The organism is Alistipes sp. AF14-19 (assembly GCF_003461645.1).
GTDB lineage: Bacteria > Bacteroidota > Bacteroidia > Bacteroidales > Rikenellaceae > Alistipes > Alistipes shahii.
Map to the genome: position 1 here is coordinate 55021 of NZ_QTXM01000006.1, position 21832 is coordinate 76852.

General features: G+C 60.3%; 15 protein-coding genes. 3 read left to right on the forward strand and 12 right to left on the reverse strand.

Translation table 11 applies throughout. The features are described 5' to 3' along the window. Positions 1–11: 11 nt before the first annotated feature. From DWW03_RS07035 to DWW03_RS07085, 11 genes are all read right to left on the reverse strand, one after another. Positions 12–3281 carry a SusC/RagA family TonB-linked outer membrane protein gene (locus DWW03_RS07035; RefSeq protein ID WP_022061302.1) on the reverse strand — a complete coding sequence of 1090 codons (3270 nt, stop codon included), beginning with the start codon at positions 3279–3281 and terminating at the stop codon, positions 12–14. Positions 3282–3337: 56 nt separating this feature from the next. Then, positions 3338–5311 carry a calcineurin-like phosphoesterase C-terminal domain-containing protein gene (locus tag DWW03_RS07040; protein ID WP_118406556.1) on the reverse strand — a complete coding sequence of 658 codons (1974 nt, stop codon included), beginning with the start codon at positions 5309–5311 and terminating at the stop codon, positions 3338–3340. Positions 5312–5905: 594 nt separating this feature from the next. Further along, positions 5906–7291, reverse strand: coding sequence for a GNAT family N-acetyltransferase (locus DWW03_RS07045; RefSeq protein WP_022061300.1), 1386 nt, complete (start codon positions 7289–7291; stop codon positions 5906–5908). Further along, positions 7284–9194 (reverse strand): LTA synthase family protein, encoded by a 1911-nt coding sequence (locus DWW03_RS07050; protein WP_118406557.1) that lies wholly within the window; start codon positions 9192–9194, stop codon positions 7284–7286. Before DWW03_RS07050 ends, DWW03_RS07045 begins: the two co-directional genes overlap by 8 nt. A 3-nt stretch (positions 9195–9197) precedes the next feature. Then, entirely contained in the window at positions 9198–10052 is an 855-nt protein-coding gene (gene nadC / locus DWW03_RS07055; RefSeq protein ID WP_022061298.1) for a carboxylating nicotinate-nucleotide diphosphorylase, read from the reverse strand. A 13-nt stretch (positions 10053–10065) separates the two neighbouring features. Then, positions 10066–10590 (reverse strand): hypothetical protein, encoded by a 525-nt coding sequence (locus DWW03_RS07060; protein WP_022061297.1) that lies wholly within the window; start codon positions 10588–10590, stop codon positions 10066–10068. Positions 10591–10602: 12 nt separating this feature from the next. Beyond that, positions 10603–12882, reverse strand: coding sequence for a TonB-dependent receptor (locus DWW03_RS07065; protein ID WP_022061296.1), 2280 nt, complete (start codon positions 12880–12882; stop codon positions 10603–10605). Positions 12883–12960: 78 nt separating this feature from the next. Then, positions 12961–13536, reverse strand: a complete 576-nt coding sequence (locus tag DWW03_RS07070; RefSeq protein WP_118406583.1) for a helix-turn-helix transcriptional regulator — start codon at positions 13534–13536, stop codon at positions 12961–12963. Then, positions 13536–14009, reverse strand: a complete 474-nt coding sequence (gene rlmH, locus DWW03_RS07075; protein WP_022061294.1) for a 23S rRNA (pseudouridine(1915)-N(3))-methyltransferase RlmH — start codon at positions 14007–14009, stop codon at positions 13536–13538. Before rlmH ends, DWW03_RS07070 begins: the two co-directional genes overlap by 1 nt. Positions 14010–14150: 141 nt before the next feature. Further along, a complete protein-coding gene (locus DWW03_RS07080; protein WP_118406558.1) occupies positions 14151–14939 on the reverse strand; it encodes a S1/P1 nuclease in 789 nt (262 codons plus the stop codon). A gap of 13 nt (positions 14940–14952) precedes the next feature. Then, positions 14953–16308 (reverse strand): glycoside hydrolase family 2 TIM barrel-domain containing protein, encoded by a 1356-nt coding sequence (locus tag DWW03_RS07085; RefSeq protein WP_118406559.1) that lies wholly within the window; start codon positions 16306–16308, stop codon positions 14953–14955. A gap of 203 nt (positions 16309–16511) precedes the next feature. Between DWW03_RS07085 and asnS the strand changes: the two genes are divergently transcribed. From asnS to DWW03_RS07100, 3 genes are all read left to right on the forward strand, one after another. Then, positions 16512–17900, forward strand: coding sequence for an asparagine--tRNA ligase (gene asnS, locus DWW03_RS07090; RefSeq protein WP_118406560.1), 1389 nt, complete (start codon positions 16512–16514; stop codon positions 17898–17900). 197 nt (positions 17901–18097) lie between these two features. Continuing rightward, complete coding sequence (gene rpoN, locus DWW03_RS07095; RefSeq protein WP_118406561.1) at positions 18098–19522, forward strand: RNA polymerase factor sigma-54; 1425 nt, start codon at positions 18098–18100, stop codon at positions 19520–19522. 235 nt (positions 19523–19757) lie between these two features. Continuing rightward, positions 19758–20366 (forward strand): hypothetical protein, encoded by a 609-nt coding sequence (locus DWW03_RS07100; protein ID WP_015547950.1) that lies wholly within the window; start codon positions 19758–19760, stop codon positions 20364–20366. A gap of 68 nt (positions 20367–20434) precedes the next feature. Here DWW03_RS07100 and gdhA read toward each other — a convergent pair whose 3' ends face one another. Further along, positions 20435–21790: an NADP-specific glutamate dehydrogenase gene (gene gdhA, locus DWW03_RS07105; RefSeq protein ID WP_015547949.1), complete on the reverse strand. Its 1356-nt coding sequence runs from the start codon at positions 21788–21790 to the stop codon at positions 20435–20437. Between the last annotated feature and the right edge of the window lie 42 nt (positions 21791–21832).

Genomic DNA, 21832 nt, shown 5'->3' on the forward strand with positions numbered 1-21832 from the left:
TTTTGAAATTATTAGAAGGTGATGTCGATGCCGAACATGAACGTCTTGGCCCACGGATAGTAGGCGTTGTTGTTCACGCCGGAACGGTTGATAGCCGCTTCGGGATCGACGTACTTGGAGTTCTTTTTGAGCGGCGACCAGTAGCAGAGGTTCTCGCCCGAGAAATAGATGCGGATCTGGTCGATGCCGGCCTTCTTGGTGAGGGTCGCGGGGATCGTGTAGCCGACGGTCAGGTTTTTCAGGCGCAGGTAGCGGATATTTTGCAGGTAACGGTCGTTGACCTTGCTCAGATAACCTCCCGATGAAGAATAGGCTCTTGCGCGCGGGAAATAGGAGTTGGGATTGTCCTCCGCCCATACCTTGCCGAGGAAATCCGTCGGGAGGTAGGAGAGGTAGGGATAGGAATAGCAGCCCCAGAAAGGCATCATTTCTCCGTGGGGATACCAGTAGTGGTTGCCGGTTCCCTGGAAGAAGACCGAAGCGTCGAAGCCCATCCAGCGGATCGAGGCGTTGATGCCGTAGGAGAGCGTCGGGAGCGAGTTGCCCAGGATCGTCCGGTCGCCCGGCTTGTCGACGGTGTCGTTGCCGACTCCCCAGACGCCGTTGCCGTCTAGGTCGACGAACTTCAGGTCGCCGGCCTGCCAGCCGCCGGTCAGACGGCCCGTGCTGTAACTCAGGTCGACCTCTTTGGCATAGGCCTGCGCCTCTTCGGTGGTCTTGAAGAACCCGTCGGTCTTGAAGCCCCAGATTTCGCCGATCTCCATGCCGACGTAATAATCTCCCTTTGTCAGGTTGGTCAATGACTTGTTCGGGTTGTTGTCGTATTTGGTGATGACGCTCTTGTAGTCGCTGAGGTTGAAACCGACGCTGTATTCGAACGGTTTGCCGGCGAGTTTGAACTGGTCGCGCCAGCTGACGGAGAGTTCATAACCCTTCGTGCGCAGTTCGGCGGAGTTCATGCTGGGCGAATCGGCCCCGTATACGCCGGGCAGCGCCATTCCGTCGGTCAGCATGTCCTTCGTGTCGCGGATGTAGACGTCGCCGGTGAAGTTGAGCCGGTTGTTCAGCATGGTGAGATCCAGACCCAGGTCCCACTGCTGGGCGGTTTCCCAGGTCAGGTCGGAGGCTACGGGGGCGCCCAGCGAGGAGTATTTGCCCTTTATGCTGCCGTCGAAGGTGTAGTTGCTGAAATCCTTGTTCGTGATCAGGCGCATGTAGGTGTAGTAGGACGACACGTTCTGGTTGCCCAGGCTGCCGAACGAAGCGCGCAGCTTGAGGTTGTCCACCAGGTCTTTGGCGTTGCCGAAGAACGGCTCCTCGGAGATGCGCCATCCGGCCGATGCCGAGGGGAACAGGCCCCAGCGGTTGCCCGGTGCGAAACGCGACGATCCGTCGTAGCGTCCGCTCACCTCGAAGAGGTAGCGCCCTTTGTAGTCGTAGTTGATACGGGCGAAGAAGCCTGCCAGGGCGTATTCGTTCTGGCCGCCGCCGTAAGCGCCCTCCGTGGGAGATCCCGTTGCCAGATTCAGGTCGTCGAGGTTTATGGAGGAGAGGTTGATGCCTGCCACCGAGACGTTCTTGCTGGACCACGTTTCGTAGTTGAATCCGGCGGTTGCCGACACGTGGTGCGCCTCGCCGAACGTTTCGTCGTAGTTGGCGTAGACATTGGCCGAATAGTAGTTGCGCGTCTGAACCACTTCGTCGAGCTGGTTCATGCCGGCGCCCGTGTCGTAGGCGAGCAGCGGCCCGTCGGGGTATTCGCGGTAGTTCATTGCGGAACTGCGGCTCGTATTGCGGTTCTGGTAGAGGCGGTAGGTGAAGTCACCCGTGATGCTCAACGTCTTGAACGGCGTGATGACCAGGCGTGTCGTGTTCGAGAAGTCGTTCGAGCGGTCGACGTTGCGGTGCGTGCCCTCGTTGAGCAGGATGTGGCGTCCGTTGGCGATCTTGTAATCGAGATACGGCGTGCTGTAAAGCCACGATCCGTCGGGGTTCTTCATGGGGAAGTTGGCCAGTGCGTGGCGGGCGCTGTAAGCGATGGTGTTGTCTACGCTGCCGTCTCCCAGAGACTTGTAATTCGACGAGAAGAACGACGTGTTGTTCGAGAGCGTTGCCCACCGGTTGATCCGAAAATCGAGTTTCGCACGCAGGTTGTACTTGTTATACACGTCGGGATGTGCGCGCTGAATACCTTCCTGGCGGTCATAGGCGCCCGAGACGAGGTATTTGATGTCCTTCGTGCCGCCGCTGAGCGAGATGTTGTGCTGCTGCACGGGCCGACGCTGCTGGAAGAGCATGTCCCACCAGTCGTAGTTGCCGTAGTAGACCCACTGTTTGCGGCCGTTGCGGATCTCTTCGACGACCCACGGACGGTCGGGATGCTCGGTCCTGTCGTTCACGCGCGCCAGCAGCTGCTGCATGTCGTGATCGTTGTATTTGACATAGTTCGTTCCGGAGTCGGCCTGCCAGAACTTGTTGACCGTATAGACCGACCAGTAACCGCGGTTCTCGTAGTCGGTCGAGGTCGTGGCCTCCTCCCAGCCGAAACGGCCGCTGTAACGCACCGTCGCCTTGCCGTCCTGGGCCGAGCCGTTCTTGGTGGTGACCAGGATGACGCCGAAGGCTGCGCGGGCGCCGTAGACGGCTGCCGCCGAAGCGTCCTTGATGACCGAGATCGACTCCACGTCGTTGGGGTTGACGCGGTTCAGGTCGCCCACCACGCCGTCGATCAGCACGAGCGGGTCGGCCGAGTTGATCGAGTTGACGCCGCGGATGTTGATCGCCGGCGTGCTGCCGGGTTTACCCGAGGAGGTGGTGATGTTGAGACCCGCTACGGAACCCTGCAACATGCTGCCCAGCGAATGGGTGACGCGGTTTTCGAGCTCCTTGCTCCCTACGGTCGCAACGGCGCCGGTCAGGTTGACTTTTTTCTGCGTACCGTAGCCGATTACGACGGTTGCATCGAGCATGATGGCGTCCTCTTGCAGGTAGATCGTGATGCTGTTCCGGCTTGAGGGAACCGTCACTTTCTGGGGCAGGTAACCCAGGCAGGTGACCTGGAGAACGGCTTCTCCCGACGGAACCTGGATTTTGAAGGTGCCGTTTTCAGAGGTTGTGACGCCTTTGGTCGTACCATCGACCAGAACGGCTACACCCACGAGCGGCTGTTGATTGGCGTCGAGGACTTTTCCCGACACCTCCCTGTTCTGGGCCGAAAGGGCTGTTATTCCCCCTCCCAATACCAGAAGAAGAGATAGAACCAGTGGTCTTAATACTCTCATAAGATCTGTGTTTGTTGGTTAGTAAATGATGATTGTGGTTGGGTATGTAGCGAAAATCACTTGCGTCGGTAGGCATCCGTGGAGAATGCTTTCGGCCGCTGCATGTTTTCGGTCCACTCGTTTCCGAATTCGTCCTTGACGGTGATCACAAGGTCGGTGTCCGCATCGTCCGCCTTCACCTTGAAGAAGTGCGTGAACTTGTCGGTGATGAACGACGGGGTCGACTTGAGTCCCGCGTTGTTGAACCGCTTGACCGAGAGCGCCGCGATATGGAGCGGGTCGTAGGCCCAGACTTCGGTGTAGGGCAGCGTCTTGCGGTTTTCGTCGACGACGCTCAACGTCCAGTCCGAATTCCAGTTCCAGATGTTGATCAGCACCTCGTTGTCGTTGTTCTGCGGATAGGCGTTGACATATTGCATATAGGCGTTCTTGACCGAAGCGGAGATGTCGGAAGGCATCAGCGGAACGTCGGCCATCGAAAAATGCACGTTGTTCAGGTCGTAGCTGCGGAACTGGTACTCTTCGGGCCATCCGGTCGATTTGTAGAGACATTGGAAATCGGTTCCCGTGACATCCCAGATGCCGTAGCCGCCCGGAGTTCCGTCGGTTCCGATGTGGATTCCGGGCGTGAGGTTGCCGGACCACCACCACGAAGCGCATACCGAGCCGGAGTTATACTCCCGGAAGTTATGCCCGTCCACGATCGGAGCGTCGGGCGTCACGTTGAAAAGTTTGTGGGTATGCCCCGTCACGAAGCGGACGGTATATCCGTCGAGGATGTCGAAAAGCCGCAGGGTGTTGACCTGATCGTGGTCGATCTTGAATCCCGATGTGGTCGGATAGAACACCTGCGCATGCATGGCAACGACGACGGGGGTCGTCTTGGCCACGTGCGACAGGTCTTTCGCCAGCCAGTCCAGCTGCTCGGCGGAGAGGCTCTTGACATAGTTGCGGGATTCGGTTCCGTCGTAGCTGCTGCAATCGATGTCGTCCATGACGACGTAATGGACCTTGCCGATGTTGAACGAATAGTAGGTCGGGCAGATCTGATCCACATATTTGACCGCCGCATCGTAGTCCGACCTGGTCTGGAAGTCGTTGTCATGGTTGCCCATGGTGTGGAAGATCTGCAGATTCTTGATCTGGCTGTTGATGGTGTTCAGGTACTGGGGGAAATAGTAGCTGTTCGAATACCAGTAGAGGTCCCAGGTCATGTCCCCGAGGGTGAGCGCATACATCTTCTCGCCCTTGTGGCGGGTCATGTAGTCCGTAAGGTCGGAGGTGAACTGGGCGAACTGTCCCAGGTCGCCCGTTCGGTTGGCGAGGTGCATGTCGCCCAGCATGAAGATCTTGTAGGAGTCCTGTCCGTCGACCTTTTCGAGCTTGAAGTCGGCCCGTTCGACGACGTCGGCGCTGTTTTTGAGCGCGCGGTGGAACTGCGGGAGCACCCCGACGGACGGAACTTCGTAGCCGCTCGGGACGGAGATGAAGACATATCCCCACTTTTTGGCCGATTTGAGCTGGTAGATGCCCTTTTCGTTCGTGACGGTCACCTCCGCGCCGTCGGAGACCACGACGTTCTCCACGCCGACGCCGGCCGACGACACGATCCCGTAGACCGTGGTGCCTGCATCCGGTTTGAAATCTATGTCTTCGACGATGTTGATGTAGATTCTTCCGAACGATTTTTTGCGCGCGTCTCTTTTGACGAAGACTTTGTAGTAACCCGTTTCACACCCGTCGGCCAGGCGTACGGTGAAACTGTCGGAAGTGGTGTTGACGATGGGGCAGACGTAGGAGATGCCTGCGTCCGACTCAAGAATGAATGTGTCTGTGGTCAGGGGCGATTTCCCCCCCCCACTTACGGCGAAAGTGCACTCGCCGCCTTCGGTGACGTCTACCGACCCCGGAACCGTGAATTGCACGTCGAAATTATCCGCGGGGGTCTTTTCGTCATCGCTGCCGCCGCAGGCGAAGAGTTGCGAGACGGCGATGAGTGCCAGTAACAGATACTTTAATACGTTTTTCATTTTAAGTTCTTCGATTATAATTTTTTTATTTGTCCGCGTTTTGTAAATCCGGTTGTTTGGACACCTCGAAGGCCCGGAAAGACCCGGTCGGGGACTCCGTCCCGAAGTCTCCGTTTGCGGCCCTGCCGGCCTTCGCATCTTCCGTTATATATATGGTAACCATCTGTTTACCGTGTCGCTTCTGTCTGAAAAACTTTTCAAATATAACTTGTTTGTGTTTCGATTGTGTTTCGAATACATTTCAAAATTAAACTTATTTTATTAAAAAACAAAATCGGATGATTTTTTTTGCAAATAAAAAATTTTAATTTTTAGTCGTGTTTCGTTTGGTAGATTTGCCATTTCCCTTTCATTTCTTTTTCGTTGCCCTTGATTTGTGGAATGGTTGTGAAGCGAGACTGTCGGGCGTCTGTTTTTCGGCGACGGCAGTTCGGAAAACGGCATGGCGGAGAAGAGTGGCGGGCGGAACCGGAGGTGTTGTCGGAACCGGTCCCGGCCGCTCGGGGCGGGCTGTCGCCTGCGCCGGGAGCGGCAGTGTGGCGGACGGATTCCGGCGCAGGCCGAAAAGACGCTCGCGGAGGTGAGTTCCGGAGGCTATGAATGCCAGGAGGCGGTGAGCTGTTCGGGGAGCGGAACCGAGGAGTCGCGCCGCCAGACCATCGCCCGGTCGGCGGCCGCGTCGCCCGTGCCGAAGTCGAAGCGGTCTGCGGAAACGAACCTCGCCGGAACGTCGCCAGCGAACCCGAAGCGTCCGTAAAATTCCCGGAGCCACTCCTTGCCGGGCGTCGGGATGAGGAGCGCCGCATCGTCGCCGCGCTCCGCGATGAGCCGCATCGCTTCGCGCATCAGCTGCGAAGCCAGTCCGCGTCCCCGGAACGCCGGGTCCGTCGCTACGCCATAAATATAGGTCGTGCGGCCCAGCTCCGTCCGGAACGGCAGGAGGTGGAGCATCGCCGCCATGCGGCCTTCGGCCTCGGCCGTCAGCATCCGGCGGCGGGAGTAATAGCGCATGATGAACGAGTCGGCGAACTGCTCGTCGTCGCCGAAGGCCTTCATCCAAAGCTCTTTGCAGGCCACTTCGTCGGGGTGCATGCAGATCGCCGCGAATTTGTGCTGGAGGAACGCCGGGTGGTAGGAGAGTTTGGCCTGCCGCAGTCCGTCCAGCCCGAGGTCCTCCTCGCGGTTGATCAGCGTGAAACGTTCGGGGAGGTGCTGCGCGAAGAGTTTGTTGATGATCGTGAAAGCGCCGTCGAACTCCGTGTCGGCCTTCTCTACATGGGTGTCGAAGGTGTGGTCGTTGACCGCCGAGCCGTAGGTGAAGGCCGCGAGGCGGTCGCCGACGTAGATGCAACCGCCGATCAGCCCCAGTTCTTCGAAATGCTCGAAGGCCCGCTGCATGGCCCGCTGCTCGGCGCACAGCTCCGAGGTGTGGCCTTCGTGGGCCTTGCGCCATTCGCGCTCGAGGGCCATGCACTCCCCGAAGCGGTCGGGCGTCAGCTCTTCGTAGCGGTAGTCGGGATATTCGGCCGTGAAGCGGTTGATGTGGTTGCGCTTGGGCTGATAGCGGCGTCCGGCAAGGTTGCGAAGATCGTCGGCGTTGTAGACGTAATCTTCCAGCGCGCGGTCCGACTCGAACGCGAAATGGCAGGGAACGATCCGGCGGATCGTGTCGCGGCCTTCGTCCGTCAGGCCGATGATCCGCAGCCGCTGTCCGTGGGCGTGGGCGTCTTCGCGCAGGAGGGGGAGGATCGGGCCGAAGTCGCCCTCGCCGACGGGCTGCATGTAACCGATGCGCTCGCCGCCGTCGATCTGGAAGCGGATCACCAGGAATCCGCCGATCTCGGCCCACGCGCTGTGGAACACCGCCTGCCAGCAGTACATGTTGGCGAAGGCGAGGTCGCAGTTGCAGATGCCCGAGGGCATGGTATAACGCTCGATGACCGCCCGGTCCCCGAGGCGCACGGGTTTGAAATCAATCATTTGCCGTGTAATTCTTTTTCTCGATATGGGTGTAATACTGCTGGACCAGCGCCCGGAAATTCTGTGCCAGACTGTCGGCGGCCGGGGTGGCCGGGCATTCCTGCACATTCATGTCCGAATCGTCGAGCACGATTGCGCCTTCTCCGGTCAGCGCGCGGAACCGTCCGTCGTAGCTGACCGACCAGCGGGGCCGCTGCGGTTCGTTCAGCACGTCGCGCCCGAATGCGAAATAAGGCTCCCGGTTGCCCGTGAGTCCCAGCAGGGTGGGCATGATGTCCAGTTGCTGCGTGATCTCGCCGACCTCGCCCCGCAGGGCGCCGTCGGGGGTGTAGATGAAGCCGATGATGTGCATGTTGCCCGGGTAGGAGCGCGTCTCCTCCGCGAATTTCTCCGACGACACGTGGTCGGCCACGAAGACGAAGATCGTGCGGCGGAACCACTCCTCGCCGCCGAAACGCTGGAAGAAGAGGCGGAACGCCCGGTCGTCGTAGGCGACGCCCTTGTGAATCCGGGTGTAGCCCTCGGGCAGCGTCGCGGCGTACTTTTCGGGTACGACGAACGGGTGGTGCGACGAGAGGGTGAACAGCGCGGCGAAGAAAGGTTCGGGCATCGCCGTCAGCTCCTCGCCCGTGAATTGCAGGAACTCTTCGTCCCAGATGCCCCAGTAGCCGTCGAAATCCCTTGTTCCGTGCTTCGCCTCGTAGTCCTCGCGGCTTACGAGCCGCTCGACGCCTGCCGAACGGGCATAGGCCCCGAAGCCCATCGAGCCGCGTTCCGAGCCGCAGAAGAAGGCCGTCGCATAGCCTTTGTCCGCCAGCATGGCGGGCAGCTGGCGGCTCTCGCCCAACGATTGGGGCATCAGTACGAACGGCGTGCGGAACGAGGGGATGCTTCCCAGTACCGAAGGCATGGCCTGGATCGAACGCGAGCCGTTAGCGTACATCCGTTTGAATGTCAGTCCATTGCGCATCAGCGAATCGAGGAACGGCGTGAAACCTTTTTCCGGGAGGTCGGCGTAGAGTTCCGGATGGAGGAACGCGGAGTGCTCGGCCGACATGCTCTCCATGATGAAAATCATCACGTTGCGGCCCGTGAGATCGACCGCCGTGCTGTCGGCGGGCCGGTGCACGGGCGTGAAGCGCTGCGGCAATTCCTCCGGGGTGAAATATTTCCTGTATTTGACGCTTCCCGCGTTGCCGATAGTGCGCAGGATGCAGAACGGGTTGCTTAAAATCAGATTGGCTTTGCCGCTGTCCGCCGTGTAGAGCATGGCATTCGACAGCGTGATCGGACGGGTCATGCGGGTCATGCCGCCGCGCATCCCGGCGACGCTCAGCCCCGCCGCGAGGGCGAAGACGACCGTGCCGCCGGCATAGTAGGCCCAGCCGCGTCTCAAAAGGCTCTCCTCGCGCGTCCGGCGGCGGTAACCCCACGCCAGCAACGCCACGAGTCCCGCCCACAGCAGCACGAGATACCAGTTTTCGGCCATGAACTTTCCGGCCAGCTGCAACGAGTTGTCGTTGTCGGCGAAGAAAATTTCGTCGGCCGTGAAACGCTTCTGCGTGTAGCGGAAATAGACCGTGTCGGCGAGATTCGCGGCTGCGATCAGCACGGCGTTGACGATCACGTAATACCAGAACAGCATGCCCCGGTACCAGCGCCGTTCGCGCAGGTGCAGGGGCAGGAGCGACAGCAGGATGAACACGCCGTCGGCATAGACGACCGATACGGTGTCGAATTTCAGCGACCCGGCCACGAGCTGCCCCAGTTCACTCCACACCGGCGGACCGAGCAGGGCGGCGTTGTAGACCCAGAACGCCGCGCGGCAGAGCATCAGCGCCGCGTAGAGCAGTGCGATGCGCCACACGAGCAGCGCCAGCGGCGTATGGAGCAGGCGTTTCATCCTCTATTCGCAGGCTTTCAGCGACATGTCGAGCGACTTGATCTGGTGCGTCAGCGCGCCCACCGAGATGAAGTCGACGCCGCACTCGGCATAGTCGCGCATCGTGTCGAGCGTGATGCCGCCGCTCGATTCGGTTTCGCAGCGTCCGGCGACCTTCTCGACCGCCCGGCGGGTCATTTCGGGGGTGAAGTTGTCGAACATGATGCGGTCGACGCCGCCCGCCGCGAACACCTCGTCGATGTCTTCCAGCGTGCGGACCTCGCACTCGATGGGGATCGTCTTGCCTTTGGCCGCGAGGTATCGGCGCACACCTTCGATCGCGGGGCGGATGCCGCCGGCGAAGTCGATGTGGTTGTCCTTCAGCAGGATCATGTCGAAGAGGCCCATGCGGTGGTTCTCGCCGCCGCCGATCTTCACGGCCATCTTGTCCAGCACGCGCATGCCGGGCGTGGTCTTGCGCGTGTCGAGGACCTTGGTACGAAGTCCCTCCAGCCGCTTGACGTAAACGGTGGTCTGGGTCGCCACGCCGCTCATGCGCTGCATGATGTTCAGCAGGATGCGCTCGGCCTGAAGCAGCGAGCGCAGGCGTCCCGAGACGTAAAAGGCCACGTCGCCGGGCGCGACACGGTCGCCGTCGTGCAGGATCTGTTCGAATTTCATTTCCGGATCGAGGCGTTGCAGAACGAGTTGCGCGATTTCGATCCCGGCGATCGTGCCCTCCTGCTTGCACAGCAGGCGCATGCGTCCGTGTTCGTCGGCCGGGATGCACGAGAGCGACGTGTGGTCGCCGTCGCCGATGTCCTCCCTGATGCAGAGTTCGATCAATTCATCTACGAAAGGTTTGTATTCGGGTTTCATGGTTCGTGGATATTTATTCTTTGATAATCAGTCGTCCTTCGTATATTACCTGAAAAACGCCGGCGCAGGTGAAGCTGACCCGGCAGTCAACGCCGTCGATTGCGCCTGTGAGATTGGTGATTTTATAGCGTTCGACGGGCTGGTAGCTCGATCCTCCGCCTTCATTGTTCTCTTTGAGGGCGGAGGGAATGATCTCCTCCCTGACAAAGTTGAGCGACTTGTCGCCCTTCGGGGTGTAGGTGACCGTTTGGAGCCGCATTTCCACGCCCGGCATGTTGGCCGCGAAGCGCGTTTTGTGCATGTAGAGGGAGAAACTCTCCGGACCGCCTGCGAATTCGAACCAGGCTTCCGGGTCCGTAAACGTTTCGCCTTTGGCGTCGGTCACGGTCGAGGTGCCGTAAAAATGCAGGTTGGCACCTTGCAGGTATCCGTTTTCGATGCCGTCATTGGTTGTGGCGTAACGGACTTTGGGTTCGCCGTCGTCGTTGCAGGCAGCGAAAGCTGCGGCGGCGAAGAGGAGGAAGAGGATTTTTTTCATGTGTTGGTATTGTTAGATGTTTATATTCAGAGTGATGCCGAAGGTGCGGGGGCGTCCGCGCTGGACGAACTCGTTGCCGATCGACTTGAAATAGAAGACGTCGTAACGCGCTCCCCCGAGGTTGCGGCCCCAGATGTCGAGCGAATAGTGCTTGTGCTCGAACCGCACGGAGGCGTCTGCTAACGCATAAAAGGGCTGCGAAAGTGTGTTCTCCTCGTTCCACCAGATGCGCCCCGCGCAGCGGACTCCCGCTTGCAGGACCACGTCGCCGAGCCACTTGACGCCCGTGGGCAGGGTCCATGCCGCCTGGGCCGAGAGGGTGTGCTGCGGGGCGTAAGGGATGCGGTTGTCCTTGAAATCCTCGATGCCGTTGTCGTAACGCACGAAACGGGCGTCGGTGTATCCGTAGGCCGTGTTGATCTCCAGCGACCGCCACGGCGCGAATTGCAGGGCCGCTTCGGCTCCGACGCTGCGCGTGCGGCCCGCGTTGGTCATCATCCGGCCCGTGCTCTGTCCCTCCGGGAAGATCGTGAGCTGTTGGTCGCGGACATCAATGTAAAATACCGCGAAATCGCCCCGCACGGCGCCGTCCATGCACGAGAAGTGGCCGCCCAGTTCGTAGTTCCAGCTGTATTCCGGCTCGTAGGACATCAGGTCCGCTTCGTCGTACTGCGAACCGGCCATCCGCCATTTGAGCTTTTCGCTCAAGATGTCGGAGAACATCTGCGTGTTGAATCCCCCGGCCTTGTAGCCCTTGGCTACCGAAATATAGAGGTTGCGCACTTCGTCGAAAGCGTAGAGCAGCGAGACCTTCGGCAGCACTTCGCAGTAGGTGTGGGCGATGCGGTTCCCCTCGTCGATCGAGATGCGTTTCGGCGCGGGCGCGCCGCCCTCCTTGCTGACGAAATAATCCATGTCGGTCCGGCTGTGGTAGGCCAGCGACGTGTGTTCCACGTCGAAACGGATGCCGGCCGTGAGCCGCCAGCGGCCCAGCCGCAGGTTCGACTCGTGGTAAACGGCGCCTCCGTACACGGGCATACGGAAATCGGAGTAGAGCGGCAGTTCATCCGCGGAGATCGAGTATTCCTCGTTCCAGATCGCGCCCAGATGCTCGTTGGCGTTCTTGACGATCAGCTCCTCGATGCCCGTGCGTTTGAAGTGCACCGGGGCTTCCATCACGCCGTGGCGGTAGAAACCGAAGGCGCCCAGCAGCCAGCCGTAGCGCCGTCCGTCGTGCGAACGGAAAACGATGTCCTCGGTCAGGGCGTGTTCGCGCCGGGCCTGCCGGAGCGTGAACCAGGGTTCGGGCGTGAAGTCCTGGTCGAGCGTCATCTCGTCGTCGGAGTACTGGTACGAGGTGATCGACGAGACGGAATATTTCGCGGCGTCGTAGCGCACCGTGAGTCCGTCGCTGACCGTTGTGCGGCGGTAGGACGACGGGTCGTTATAGCTGATCTGGCCGTTGCGGATGACGGTCTTGCCGTCGCGCACGATGTCCTCGCCGGCGTAGGCGTAGGGATAACCTCCCTGGTCGAGCGCCGAGAACGAGAAGGTGTTGTCGATGCGCACTCCCCGGTTGTTGCGCCACTGCGTTTTCCAGCGTCCTCCGCCCAGACGCTCCCAGTCGCATTTCTCGCCCGTGCAGTCGTTGTCGAAGAAGCCGCCCGTGTGGGTGAAATAGCCCGTCACGGCCATTCCGAGGTCGGGCGAGAGCTTGTAGTAGGACGATGCCCGGAAGCGGTAGGAATCCCCGCTGCCGTATTCGGCCGTCAGCCGCACGCCCTCGTAGGTGAGCGGCGAGAGCGTGTAGACGTTCACCACGCCGCCCATCGTGTTGCGGCCGTAGAGCGTCGACTGGGGCCCGCGCAGGACCTCGATGCGTTCGGCGTCGGCCAGCTCCGTGTCGAAGTTGTCCTTGTTGAGCACCGGGACGTTGTCGATATTCAGCCCGATGACCGGCTGGTCGATGCGCGCGCCGAGGCCCCGCACGTAGATCGACGAGGTCATGCGCGAACCGTAGTCCGGAGCGTGGAAGTTGGGAACCGTTTGCGAGAGGTTTTTCACCGCCCCGATGCGTCCCCGTTCGATGGCGCGGCCGCCGACGATCGACGCCGCGACGGGCTGCGAACGCAGCACGAGGCCCTGTTTGATGGCCGTCACCTGCACCTTGTCCACCACGATCACCGTGTCGGCCGTCTCCGTGTCCGGCGTCGGGCCGTCGCCGCCCGCGGTGCGGGCCGCGGCCGCGGAGGCCAGCAGCAACAGGGGTATGACGAGCGATTTGCGGTGCATGTATCGGTTGCGGTTATCGGGAGTACAAAGTAACGGTTTTATTTCGGTCGGTGCAATCCTAATTTATGAGGAGGCGCGTCACATCCCGTCGGGATCGACGTAGCCCGCCGCCAGGGCGTAGACCACCAGCCCGGCGGTGGTGCGGATGCCGAGCTTCTCCATGATGTTGCGGCGGTGGGAGATCACGGTCGTCAGGCCGATTCCCAGCCGGTCGGCGACCTGCTTGTTGATCAGTCCGCCGGCGATGAGCGTCAGCACTTCGGCCTCGCGCTCCGTGAGCGGCTGCGCGGCCTGCGGCTGGACGGGCAGGGCGTGTTCCGGTCGGCGAACGCTGTGTTGCAGTCGCATGAGCGAGCGCACGAAACGCTCCTCGTCGGTCTGCACGTCGATGCAGTGCACCCCGGCGGGCGTCTGTCCGTTGGCGAGGACGATGGTTCTGTGGCTGCGGGCGCGGAAGAAGGCGTTGTGCGCCGCGAAGAGCTGCGCCGTGACGAAATAATGGATGAACCGCTCCGGATCGGCCTCCGCAAATTCCTGAAAGTTGCCGAACAGTTCCACGTCGGCGGCCGGGGCCGCTTTTTCGAGGATGGAGCGCAGCCCCACGCCTACGAGAACGTTGGCGGTCAGGATGGCTATGACGGGGCGCTGCTGCATCATTCGTGGTGGTAGGGTTCGTTGTTGAGGATGGTGAAGGCCCGGTAGATCTGTTCGGCGAAGATGGCCCGCACGATCTGGTGGGAGAAGGTCATGCGCGAGAGCGACAGCCTGCCGTCGGCGCGTGCGTAAACTTCGTCCGAGAAGCCGTAGGGACCGCCGATGACCAGTACCAGGCGTTTCACGCCGCTGTTCAGCCGCTTTTGCAGCCACAGCGCGAACTCCACCGAACGGTATTCTTCGCCGCGCTCGTCGAGCAGCGTCACGTAGTCGCCGTCGGCAAGCTGGCGCAGGATGGCCTCGCCTTCGGCCGTGCGCTGCTGTCGGACGGTCATGCTTTTGGTGTTGCGCACGTCGGGCAGCGCGGTGACGGCGAACCGGCAATAGTGATTCACGCGCCGGGCATACAGTTCCACCAGCGCGGCGATCTCTTTCGAGTCGGTCTTTCCTATGACGATCAGCTCTATGGTCATTGCGTTCCGCCTGTGCGTCGGTCGGGCACAGTACGGCGCAAAGATAGCCTTTTTATTCGGTTCGGGCAAATCGTTTTTCCCGTCCGGAAACGGCGATGCCGCGCTTCGGGGCGCGGCATCGGGGCTTCGGGGCCGGGGGTGCTATCCGAACAGTTCGTTCAGCACACGGGCAAGACGGTATCCGGCATTGCGGATCTGGCGCTCGATCAGCGGCAAGGCCTCGTTCAGGAAATCCTGTCCCAGCCGCTGGCCGGGCTTCGCCCATTCGAACTGCGCCTCGCACACGACGGCGTTGTCGTGGAGCCAGTCGCGCGGCGTTCCGGCTGCTACGGCCTGCCTTTCGGCCTTCGGAAGGCGGTCCAGCTCATCGGCCCACTCGCTGACCGACCAGATGCGCGTGGTGGTGATGATCTCGTTGTCCCAGACGCTGTGGATGGGGAATTTGTGCGGCTTGTGGTACTTGTCCTCGAACAGCACGTCGTATTTCGTGTCGTGCGTCGTGTACTTGATGTGCGCCGGGCAGTGCATGTCGCCCACCAGATGGATGATGTACTTGAGGTTGACCTCCACGGCCGAATCGGTGAGGCTGCGGTAGTTCTTCAGGTTCTCGATGGCCTGCTCCAGTCCGTAGATGGCGTTGCCGCCCGTCGCGAGCATCGAATCCTCGTAACGCAGTTCGGCGTTCACGGGCACGGTGTGCCAGTTGTTGGTGAACTTATACTCGGGGGTATGGCGGTATTCGTCCATCCACTTGGCGAAGTAGACGATCGAGTGGCCCCCGAGGTACTTCTCGATGCGCTTTTTGGCTTTTTTCGTCAGATTGCGTTCGGCGATCTTGGCGATCGTCTCGTGGCCTTCGCGTCCCCATCCGAAGACGCTCCCCGTGTTGAGCAGGCCGGCGAAGAGCAGCAGTAACAGCAGTTTTTTCATTGGGTTGTCGTATTTACAGGTCCGAATTCCACTCGCCGTCGGTGTCGGAGTAGATCACCGGACGGGACTTTTCGACCGATTTGAGCCACTGGTAGGCCTTGTACATATTGTAACCGTTGCCCGAAGGACCGCCCAGGGAGTAGGCGATGACGCAGGTGAAATTGCGCGAACGGTAGTACATCGCCTTCACGCGTTCGAGGTAGTCGTCGACAAGCCGAGGGTCGTTCGACGGCGTGCCTCCGACGGTGCGGTCGCCGCTCCGCTCCGGGGCGTTGATGTTGGCCCGGTCGATGACGTAAAGGCCCAGAGAGTCGCACAACTCGTAGAACCATGCGGGCTGCGGATAGTCCGGGCAGATGGTGTTCTTTCCCTTGGCCTTCAGGGCTTTCAGCTCCGCGAGCGTCGTCTTGCGGTCGGCGGCGGCGTTGTATCCGGCCTTGACGGGTTTTAGCTCCTTGCCCAGCCGCATGATGCGTCCGTCGACGAGTTCGGTCTTGCCGAAGCCGATCTTCAGGGGCATATACTCCTTGTAGACTCCGTTGCGGCGCGTGAAAAGCATCACCTTGTAGAGGGGCGGCGTTTTGCTTTCGGCCTCCCATTTGTTCTTGTAGGTGTGGTAGATGAACGGCGAGAAGCGCACCGTGTCGGTCGAGCGGCCCGGGATGGTGATTTCGGTCATGTTGAATTCGAGCAGCTTGCCCTGCGGTGAGTAGATGTCGTAGCCGACGGTGACGGGTTCCTCGTAGTTGTATGCGTTCTGCGTCACGATTTTAAGGTCGAGCATTCCGAAGTCGCGCCCCAGCGAGTCGGGCACCAGTCCGATTTCGAAATCGGCGATCGAGCGTTTGTTCTGGTAATAGAGGTAGCTGTTTTCGAAGGACTTGCGGACAACGGGGGCCGCGGCGTCGAGCTGCCGGGCGGGATTGTCGTTGCGCATCAGCAGTTTGAAGTCGTTGGCGCCCTCGCGGATGAAGGGGGTCAGGTCGAACTCCGCGGGCGTCAGCGGGTCGCTGACCTCGGCTACCTGGCGGTCGTTGAGCCAGAGCGAGTAGGCCGAACCGGGATTTTCCACGTGCAGGTAGACCATGCCGTCGGTCCAGGCGAACGGAATCTCGATCTCCTGTTCGAGAACGGCATGAAGAGGACCTTCGGTCGCAATCGTCACCTCGGGTTCGAAAGCCTTCCAGTAGCCTCCGGCTTCGCGGTTGCGGGCCTCGGCGTCGTGGCGCGCGTCGTAGGGGACGACCTCCGTACGGTAGACGCGGCCTCCTCCGGGCGTCATCGGGACCGGATTCCTCTCCTCCATGATCTGGGCCGTCGCAGAGAGCGCGCAGGCTGCCAGCGCAGCCGTCAATATCGTTCGTTTCATTGTTTACGGGGGTGTATAATCACGACAAAGGTACAAAAAAGTTGAATGGGTTCAAAACGGAATTGCATGCGGCCCGGTGAAACATTCCGACGCATGGAAGTGTCGTTACGGCACCAAAGGTACTTTTTTTTTGACAAATCGCAAATAATCGTTAACTTTGTCAATTCGGAAAAAACGACTGGAAACACAGACAAAATCGAGATATGAAAACGCAGAGAATCGTAGAAATCCTGAAATCGGACGCTGTCGATACCGACGTCGTCGTAAAAGGCTGGGTGCGCACCAAGCGCGGTAACAAGAACGTGGCGTTCATCGCCCTGAACGACGGGTCGTGCGTAGGTAATATACAGGTGGTGGTCGATCTGGCCAAAATCTCCGAGGAGCAGCTCAAGCCCGTGACCACGGGCGCCTGTCTCCGCGTCGACGGCCGTCTGGTGGCTTCGCCGGGCGCGGGGCAGGGCGTCGAGGTGCAGGCCGAAAAAATCGAGGTTTACGGTACGGCCGACCCCGAGAGCTATCCCCTGCAGAAGAAGGGGCATTCGCTGGAGTTTCTGCGCGAAATCGCCTACCTGCGTCCGCGCACCAACACGTTCGGTGCGGTGCTCCGCATCCGTCACGCCATGGCTTACGCCATCCACGAATATTTCAACAAACACGGATTCTACTATTTCCACACCCCGATCATCACGGCTTCGGACTGCGAAGGCGCCGGCGCGATGTTCCAGGTGACGACGCTCGATATGAACAACCTGCCCCGGACCGGGGAGGGGGCGGTCGACTACGCGCAGGACTTCTTCGGCAAGGCGTGCAACCTCACGGTGTCGGGCCAGCTCGAAGGCGAGCTGGGCGCACTCTCGCTGGGCCGCATCTACACCTTCGGCCCCACGTTCCGTGCCGAAAACTCGAACACCCCGCGCCATGCGTCGGAGTTCTGGATGATCGAGCCGGAAGCGGCCTTCTTCGAACTGGAGGACAACATGGAACTGGCCGAGGATTTCCTCAAATACCTCATCCGGTATGCGCTGGACAACTGCATGGAAGACCTCGAATTTATGAACAAGATGTGGGACAAGGGGCTGCTGGAGCGTCTGCACTTTGTGCTGGAGCACGATTTCAAGCGTCTCGACTACACCGAAGGCATCGAGATTCTGAAGGCTTCGGGCCGCAAGTTCGAATTCCCCTGCGACTGGGGCTGCGACCTGCAATCCGAGCACGAGCGCTACCTCGTGGAGGAGCACTTCAAGCGTCCGGTCATCCTGATCAACTACCCCAAGGACATCAAGGCCTTCTACATGAAGCAGAACGACGACGGCAAGACGGTGCGCGCCATGGACGTATTGTTCCCGGGAATCGGCGAAATCATCGGCGGTTCGGAGCGAGAGGCCGATTATGGCAAACTTCATGCAAGAGTCGCCGAATTGGGCATGAGCGAGAAGGAACTCTGGTGGTATCTCGATACCCGCCGCTGGGGTTCGGCGCCGCACTCGGGCTTCGGCCTGGGCTTCGACCGCCTGCTGCTTTTCGTGACGGGCATGACCAACATCCGTGACGTGCAGCCGTTCCCGCGGACGCCCCAGCACGCCGACTTTTGACGAAAGCCGTCCGAGTGCGGCGCCTTCCGGCCTTCCCTCGCCGTCCGCGACAGCCACATACTTGAGTGTGCTCCTGCCGCGCCCGACTTCCCGAAACCCGGAATCTGTCCGCCCTGAACGACTTTCGAAAACCCTAAAACCCGATAAATGAAGAGACCAAATTCGGAATGCTGAACAATTCTTAATTTGGACCCAATATGGCTATTAATCAGAAACAGGTACTTTCGCTTCAGCAGAAGCTCTCTCCGCAGCAGATACAGATGATCAAGCTGCTGGAACTGCCCGCCGTGCAGCTCGAACAGCGCATCAAACAGGAGATCGAAGACAATATCGTGCTGGAAGAGGAGGAGCGTTCGGCCGAGGACGAGGAGCAGCCTCCCCAGCAGATCTCCTTCGACGAATACCTCCGGGAGGACGACACGCCGTCGTACAAGAGCCGCATCAATAACTTTTCGAAGGACGACAAGCAGCGTCCGGTCTATCTGACCGAAGGACGGTCGTTGCAGGAATATCTCGTCGAGCAACTGGGCTACCGCAATCTTCCGGAGCGCGACTTGCGGCTGGCGGTCTACCTGATCGGCAGCATCGACGAGGACGGCTACCTGCGCCGCGACCTGGAGTCCGTGGCCGACGACATCGCCTTCACGATGGGGCTTGAAACGACGGCCGAGGAGCTGGAACGCCTGCTCGGAATCATTCACGAACTGGAGCCGGCGGGCATCGGCGCGCGCGACCTGCGCGAATGCCTGCTGTTGCAGATGGCGCAGATGCCGGTCAACACCCGTCCGCGGCGGCTGGCCAGGAAGATTCTGACCAGCTATTTCGACGAGTTCGTCAAGAAGCACTACGAGAAACTGATGGCGCGGCTGCAAATATCCGAGGACGATTTCCGCGACGCGATCGCCGAGATCCGCCACCTGTCGCCCAAGCCCGGCAACCTCTACGCCGAGGGCGGCACGGACACCACGCCCTACATCATTCCGGATTTCATCCTCGACTATCAGGACGGGCGGTTCAACCTCTCGCTGAACTCCTACAACGTTCCCGAGGTGCGCGTCAACCGCCGCTATATGGAGATGATCCGCGAAATGGTGGGTTCGGACGGACGGGTCAGGGAGAAGGACAAGGAGGCCATTCAGTTCGTGAAGAACAAGATCGACTCGGCGAAGTGGTTCATCTCGGCCATCAAGCAGCGGCACGACACGCTGATGCGCACGATGCAGACCATCCTGGACTACCAGCAGGAGTATTTCAAGGACGGCGACAAGTCGAAACTCCGGCCGATGATCCTCAAGGACATCGCCGACCGCACGGGGCTGGACGTGTCGACCATCTCGCGCGTGGTGAACAGCAAGTACGTGCAGACGCAGTTCGGGATCATCCTCCTCAAATCGCTCTTTTCGGAGGCCATGCAGACCGATTCGGGCGAGGAGGTGTCGAGCTACGAGATCAAGAACATCTTGCAGCAGTGCATCGACGAAGAGGACAAGCGGCGTCCGCTGACCGACGAGACGCTGATGGACATCCTCAATTCGAAGGGCTACCGCATCGCCCGGCGCACCGTGGCCAAATACCGTGAGATGCTGGGAATACCGGTGGCAAGGCTTCGGAAACAGATATAGCCCGCTTAAGAAGCGGGATTTAAGGGCGGCAGGCTTTCGGATATCGGATTCGGGTCTGCGCTGCCTGCCTTGAAAAACGTTTTTTAAGCGGGCGGGTCATTGCGAGCGAATGCAATGAGCGTGGCAATCCGATGGATAGTCGGGAGGTTCCGACATGATCCGCAGATCGCCGCGTCGGACTGAAAGTCCTCCTCGCAATGACGCCGTCTGAACGGCGGGCATTAAAGAATTGGAAATGAACTATAAAAAAATCGCTACCGGCATATCCTGGGTCCTGCATCCGTTCCTGCTGCCCGTCTACCTGATGGCGGTGCTGCTGACGATGACCGCCTTTTCGCACTATCCTCCCAATGTGAAGTTCTATTTGCTGTGGGTGGTGGCGCTCTACGCGATCGTCATTCCGCTGCTGTCGCTCGGGGTGCTGCGCTCGCTGGGCCGCATTTCGGACTACCGAATCGACGACCGCAGGGAACGCTTCCTGCCGCTGCTCGTCGGGGCCGTCTGCTACGTGCTGTGCGCCATCACCATCGCGAAGATTCCTTCGGCGATTTTCCTGCGTAAATTCATGGTCGCCGCGGCCTGCTGCGAGGTGCTGTGTCTCGTGGTGTCGTTCTACTGGAAGATCAGCCTTCACCTAACGGGCATGGGGGCCGTCGTGGCGCTGCTCGTGGTGATGAACGTCGTGGGCGTGGGCAACATGCTCGTTCCCCTCATGGTCGCCATCCTCTGCGCCGGGGCGCTCGCGTCGGCGCGCCTCTACCTCGGATGCCACAACGGCTGGCAGGTGCTGGCCGGATTCTGCGGCGGTTTCGCCGTGTCCGTCCTCGCGGTGCTTTTTCTGTAAATCGTCCCGAAAAAATGAAAACCGGCCGGAAACAGTTTCCGGCCGGTTTTTCGTAGTTGTACCGCCTGTTAGACGCAGCCCTGGGCGAGCATGGCGTTGGCGACCTTCATAAAGCCGCCGATGTTGGCGCCCACGACGTAGTTGATGTAACCGTCGGACTGGGTTCCGTAGCGCACGCAAACCGCGTGGATGTTCTGCATGATGGACTTCAGCTTCGCGTCGACCTCCTCGGGCGACCAGGTGAGGCGTATCGAGTTCTGGGTCATTTCGAGTCCCGAGGTGGCGACGCCGCCGGCGTTGGCCGCCTTGCCCGGAGCGTAGAGTAGCTTGTGCTGCTGGAAAATCCGGATGGCGTCGGGCGTCGAGGGCATGTTGGCGCCTTCGGCGACGCACATGCAGCCGTTGTCGACCAGCGCCTGCGCCTCGTCGCCGTTCAGCTCGTTCTGCGTGGCGCACGGCATGGCGATGTCGCACTTCACGCCCCACGGACGTTCGCCGGGGTAGTAGGTTGCCGACGGATATTTTTCCGCGTATTCCTTGATACGGCCGCGGAAGATGTTCTTCAGCTCCATGACGTATTCCAGTTTCTCGGGGCTGATGCCTTCGGGATCGTGGATGTAGCCCGACGAATCGGAGAGCGTCACCACCTTGGCGCCCAGTTCGGTGGCCTTCTGGCAGGCGTACTGGGCGACGTTGCCCGAGCCGGAGATGCAGACGGTCTTCCCTTTGAACGAGTCGTTGCGCGTGGCGAGCATCTCCTGCGCGAAGTAGCAGGTTCCGTAGCCCGTGGCCTCGGGGCGCAGCGGGCTGCCGCCCCAGTCGCGGCCCTTGCCGGTGAGCGTGCCGGTGAATTCGTCGCGCAGACGCTTGTACTGGCCGAACATGAAGCCGATTTCGCGGCCGCCGACGCCGATGTCGCCCGCCGGAACGTCGGTGTCCTGTCCGATGTGACGTTGCAGCTCGGTCATAAACGACTGGCAGAATTTCATCACCTCATTGTCCGACTTGCCTTTCGGGTTGAAGTCCGAACCGCCCTTGCCGCCGCCCATCGGGAGCGTCGTGAGGCTGTTCTTGAAGGTCTGCTCGAAAGCCAGGAACTTGAGGATCGAGAGGTTCACCGAGGGGTGGAAGCGGATACCGCCCTTGTAGGGGCCGATGGCGCTGTTCATCTGGATGCGGTAGCCGCGGTTGATTTCGATTTCGCCTTTGTCGTTGAGCCACGGCACGCGGAAAATAATCACGCGCTCGGGTTCGGCAATGCGTTCCAGCACCTTCATCTTTTGCAGGATCGGGCTGGTCACGATGTGCGGGGCCAGCGATTCGGCCACCTCGCGGACGGCCTGATGGAATTCCGGCTCTCCGGGATTGCGTGCAATCAGCCGGGCCATGAAGTCTTCGACGTACTGTTGGGCTTGTTCGTTCATAAGCGATTCGATTTTGAGGGGGTTTGTATTTGTTTCTCGCCC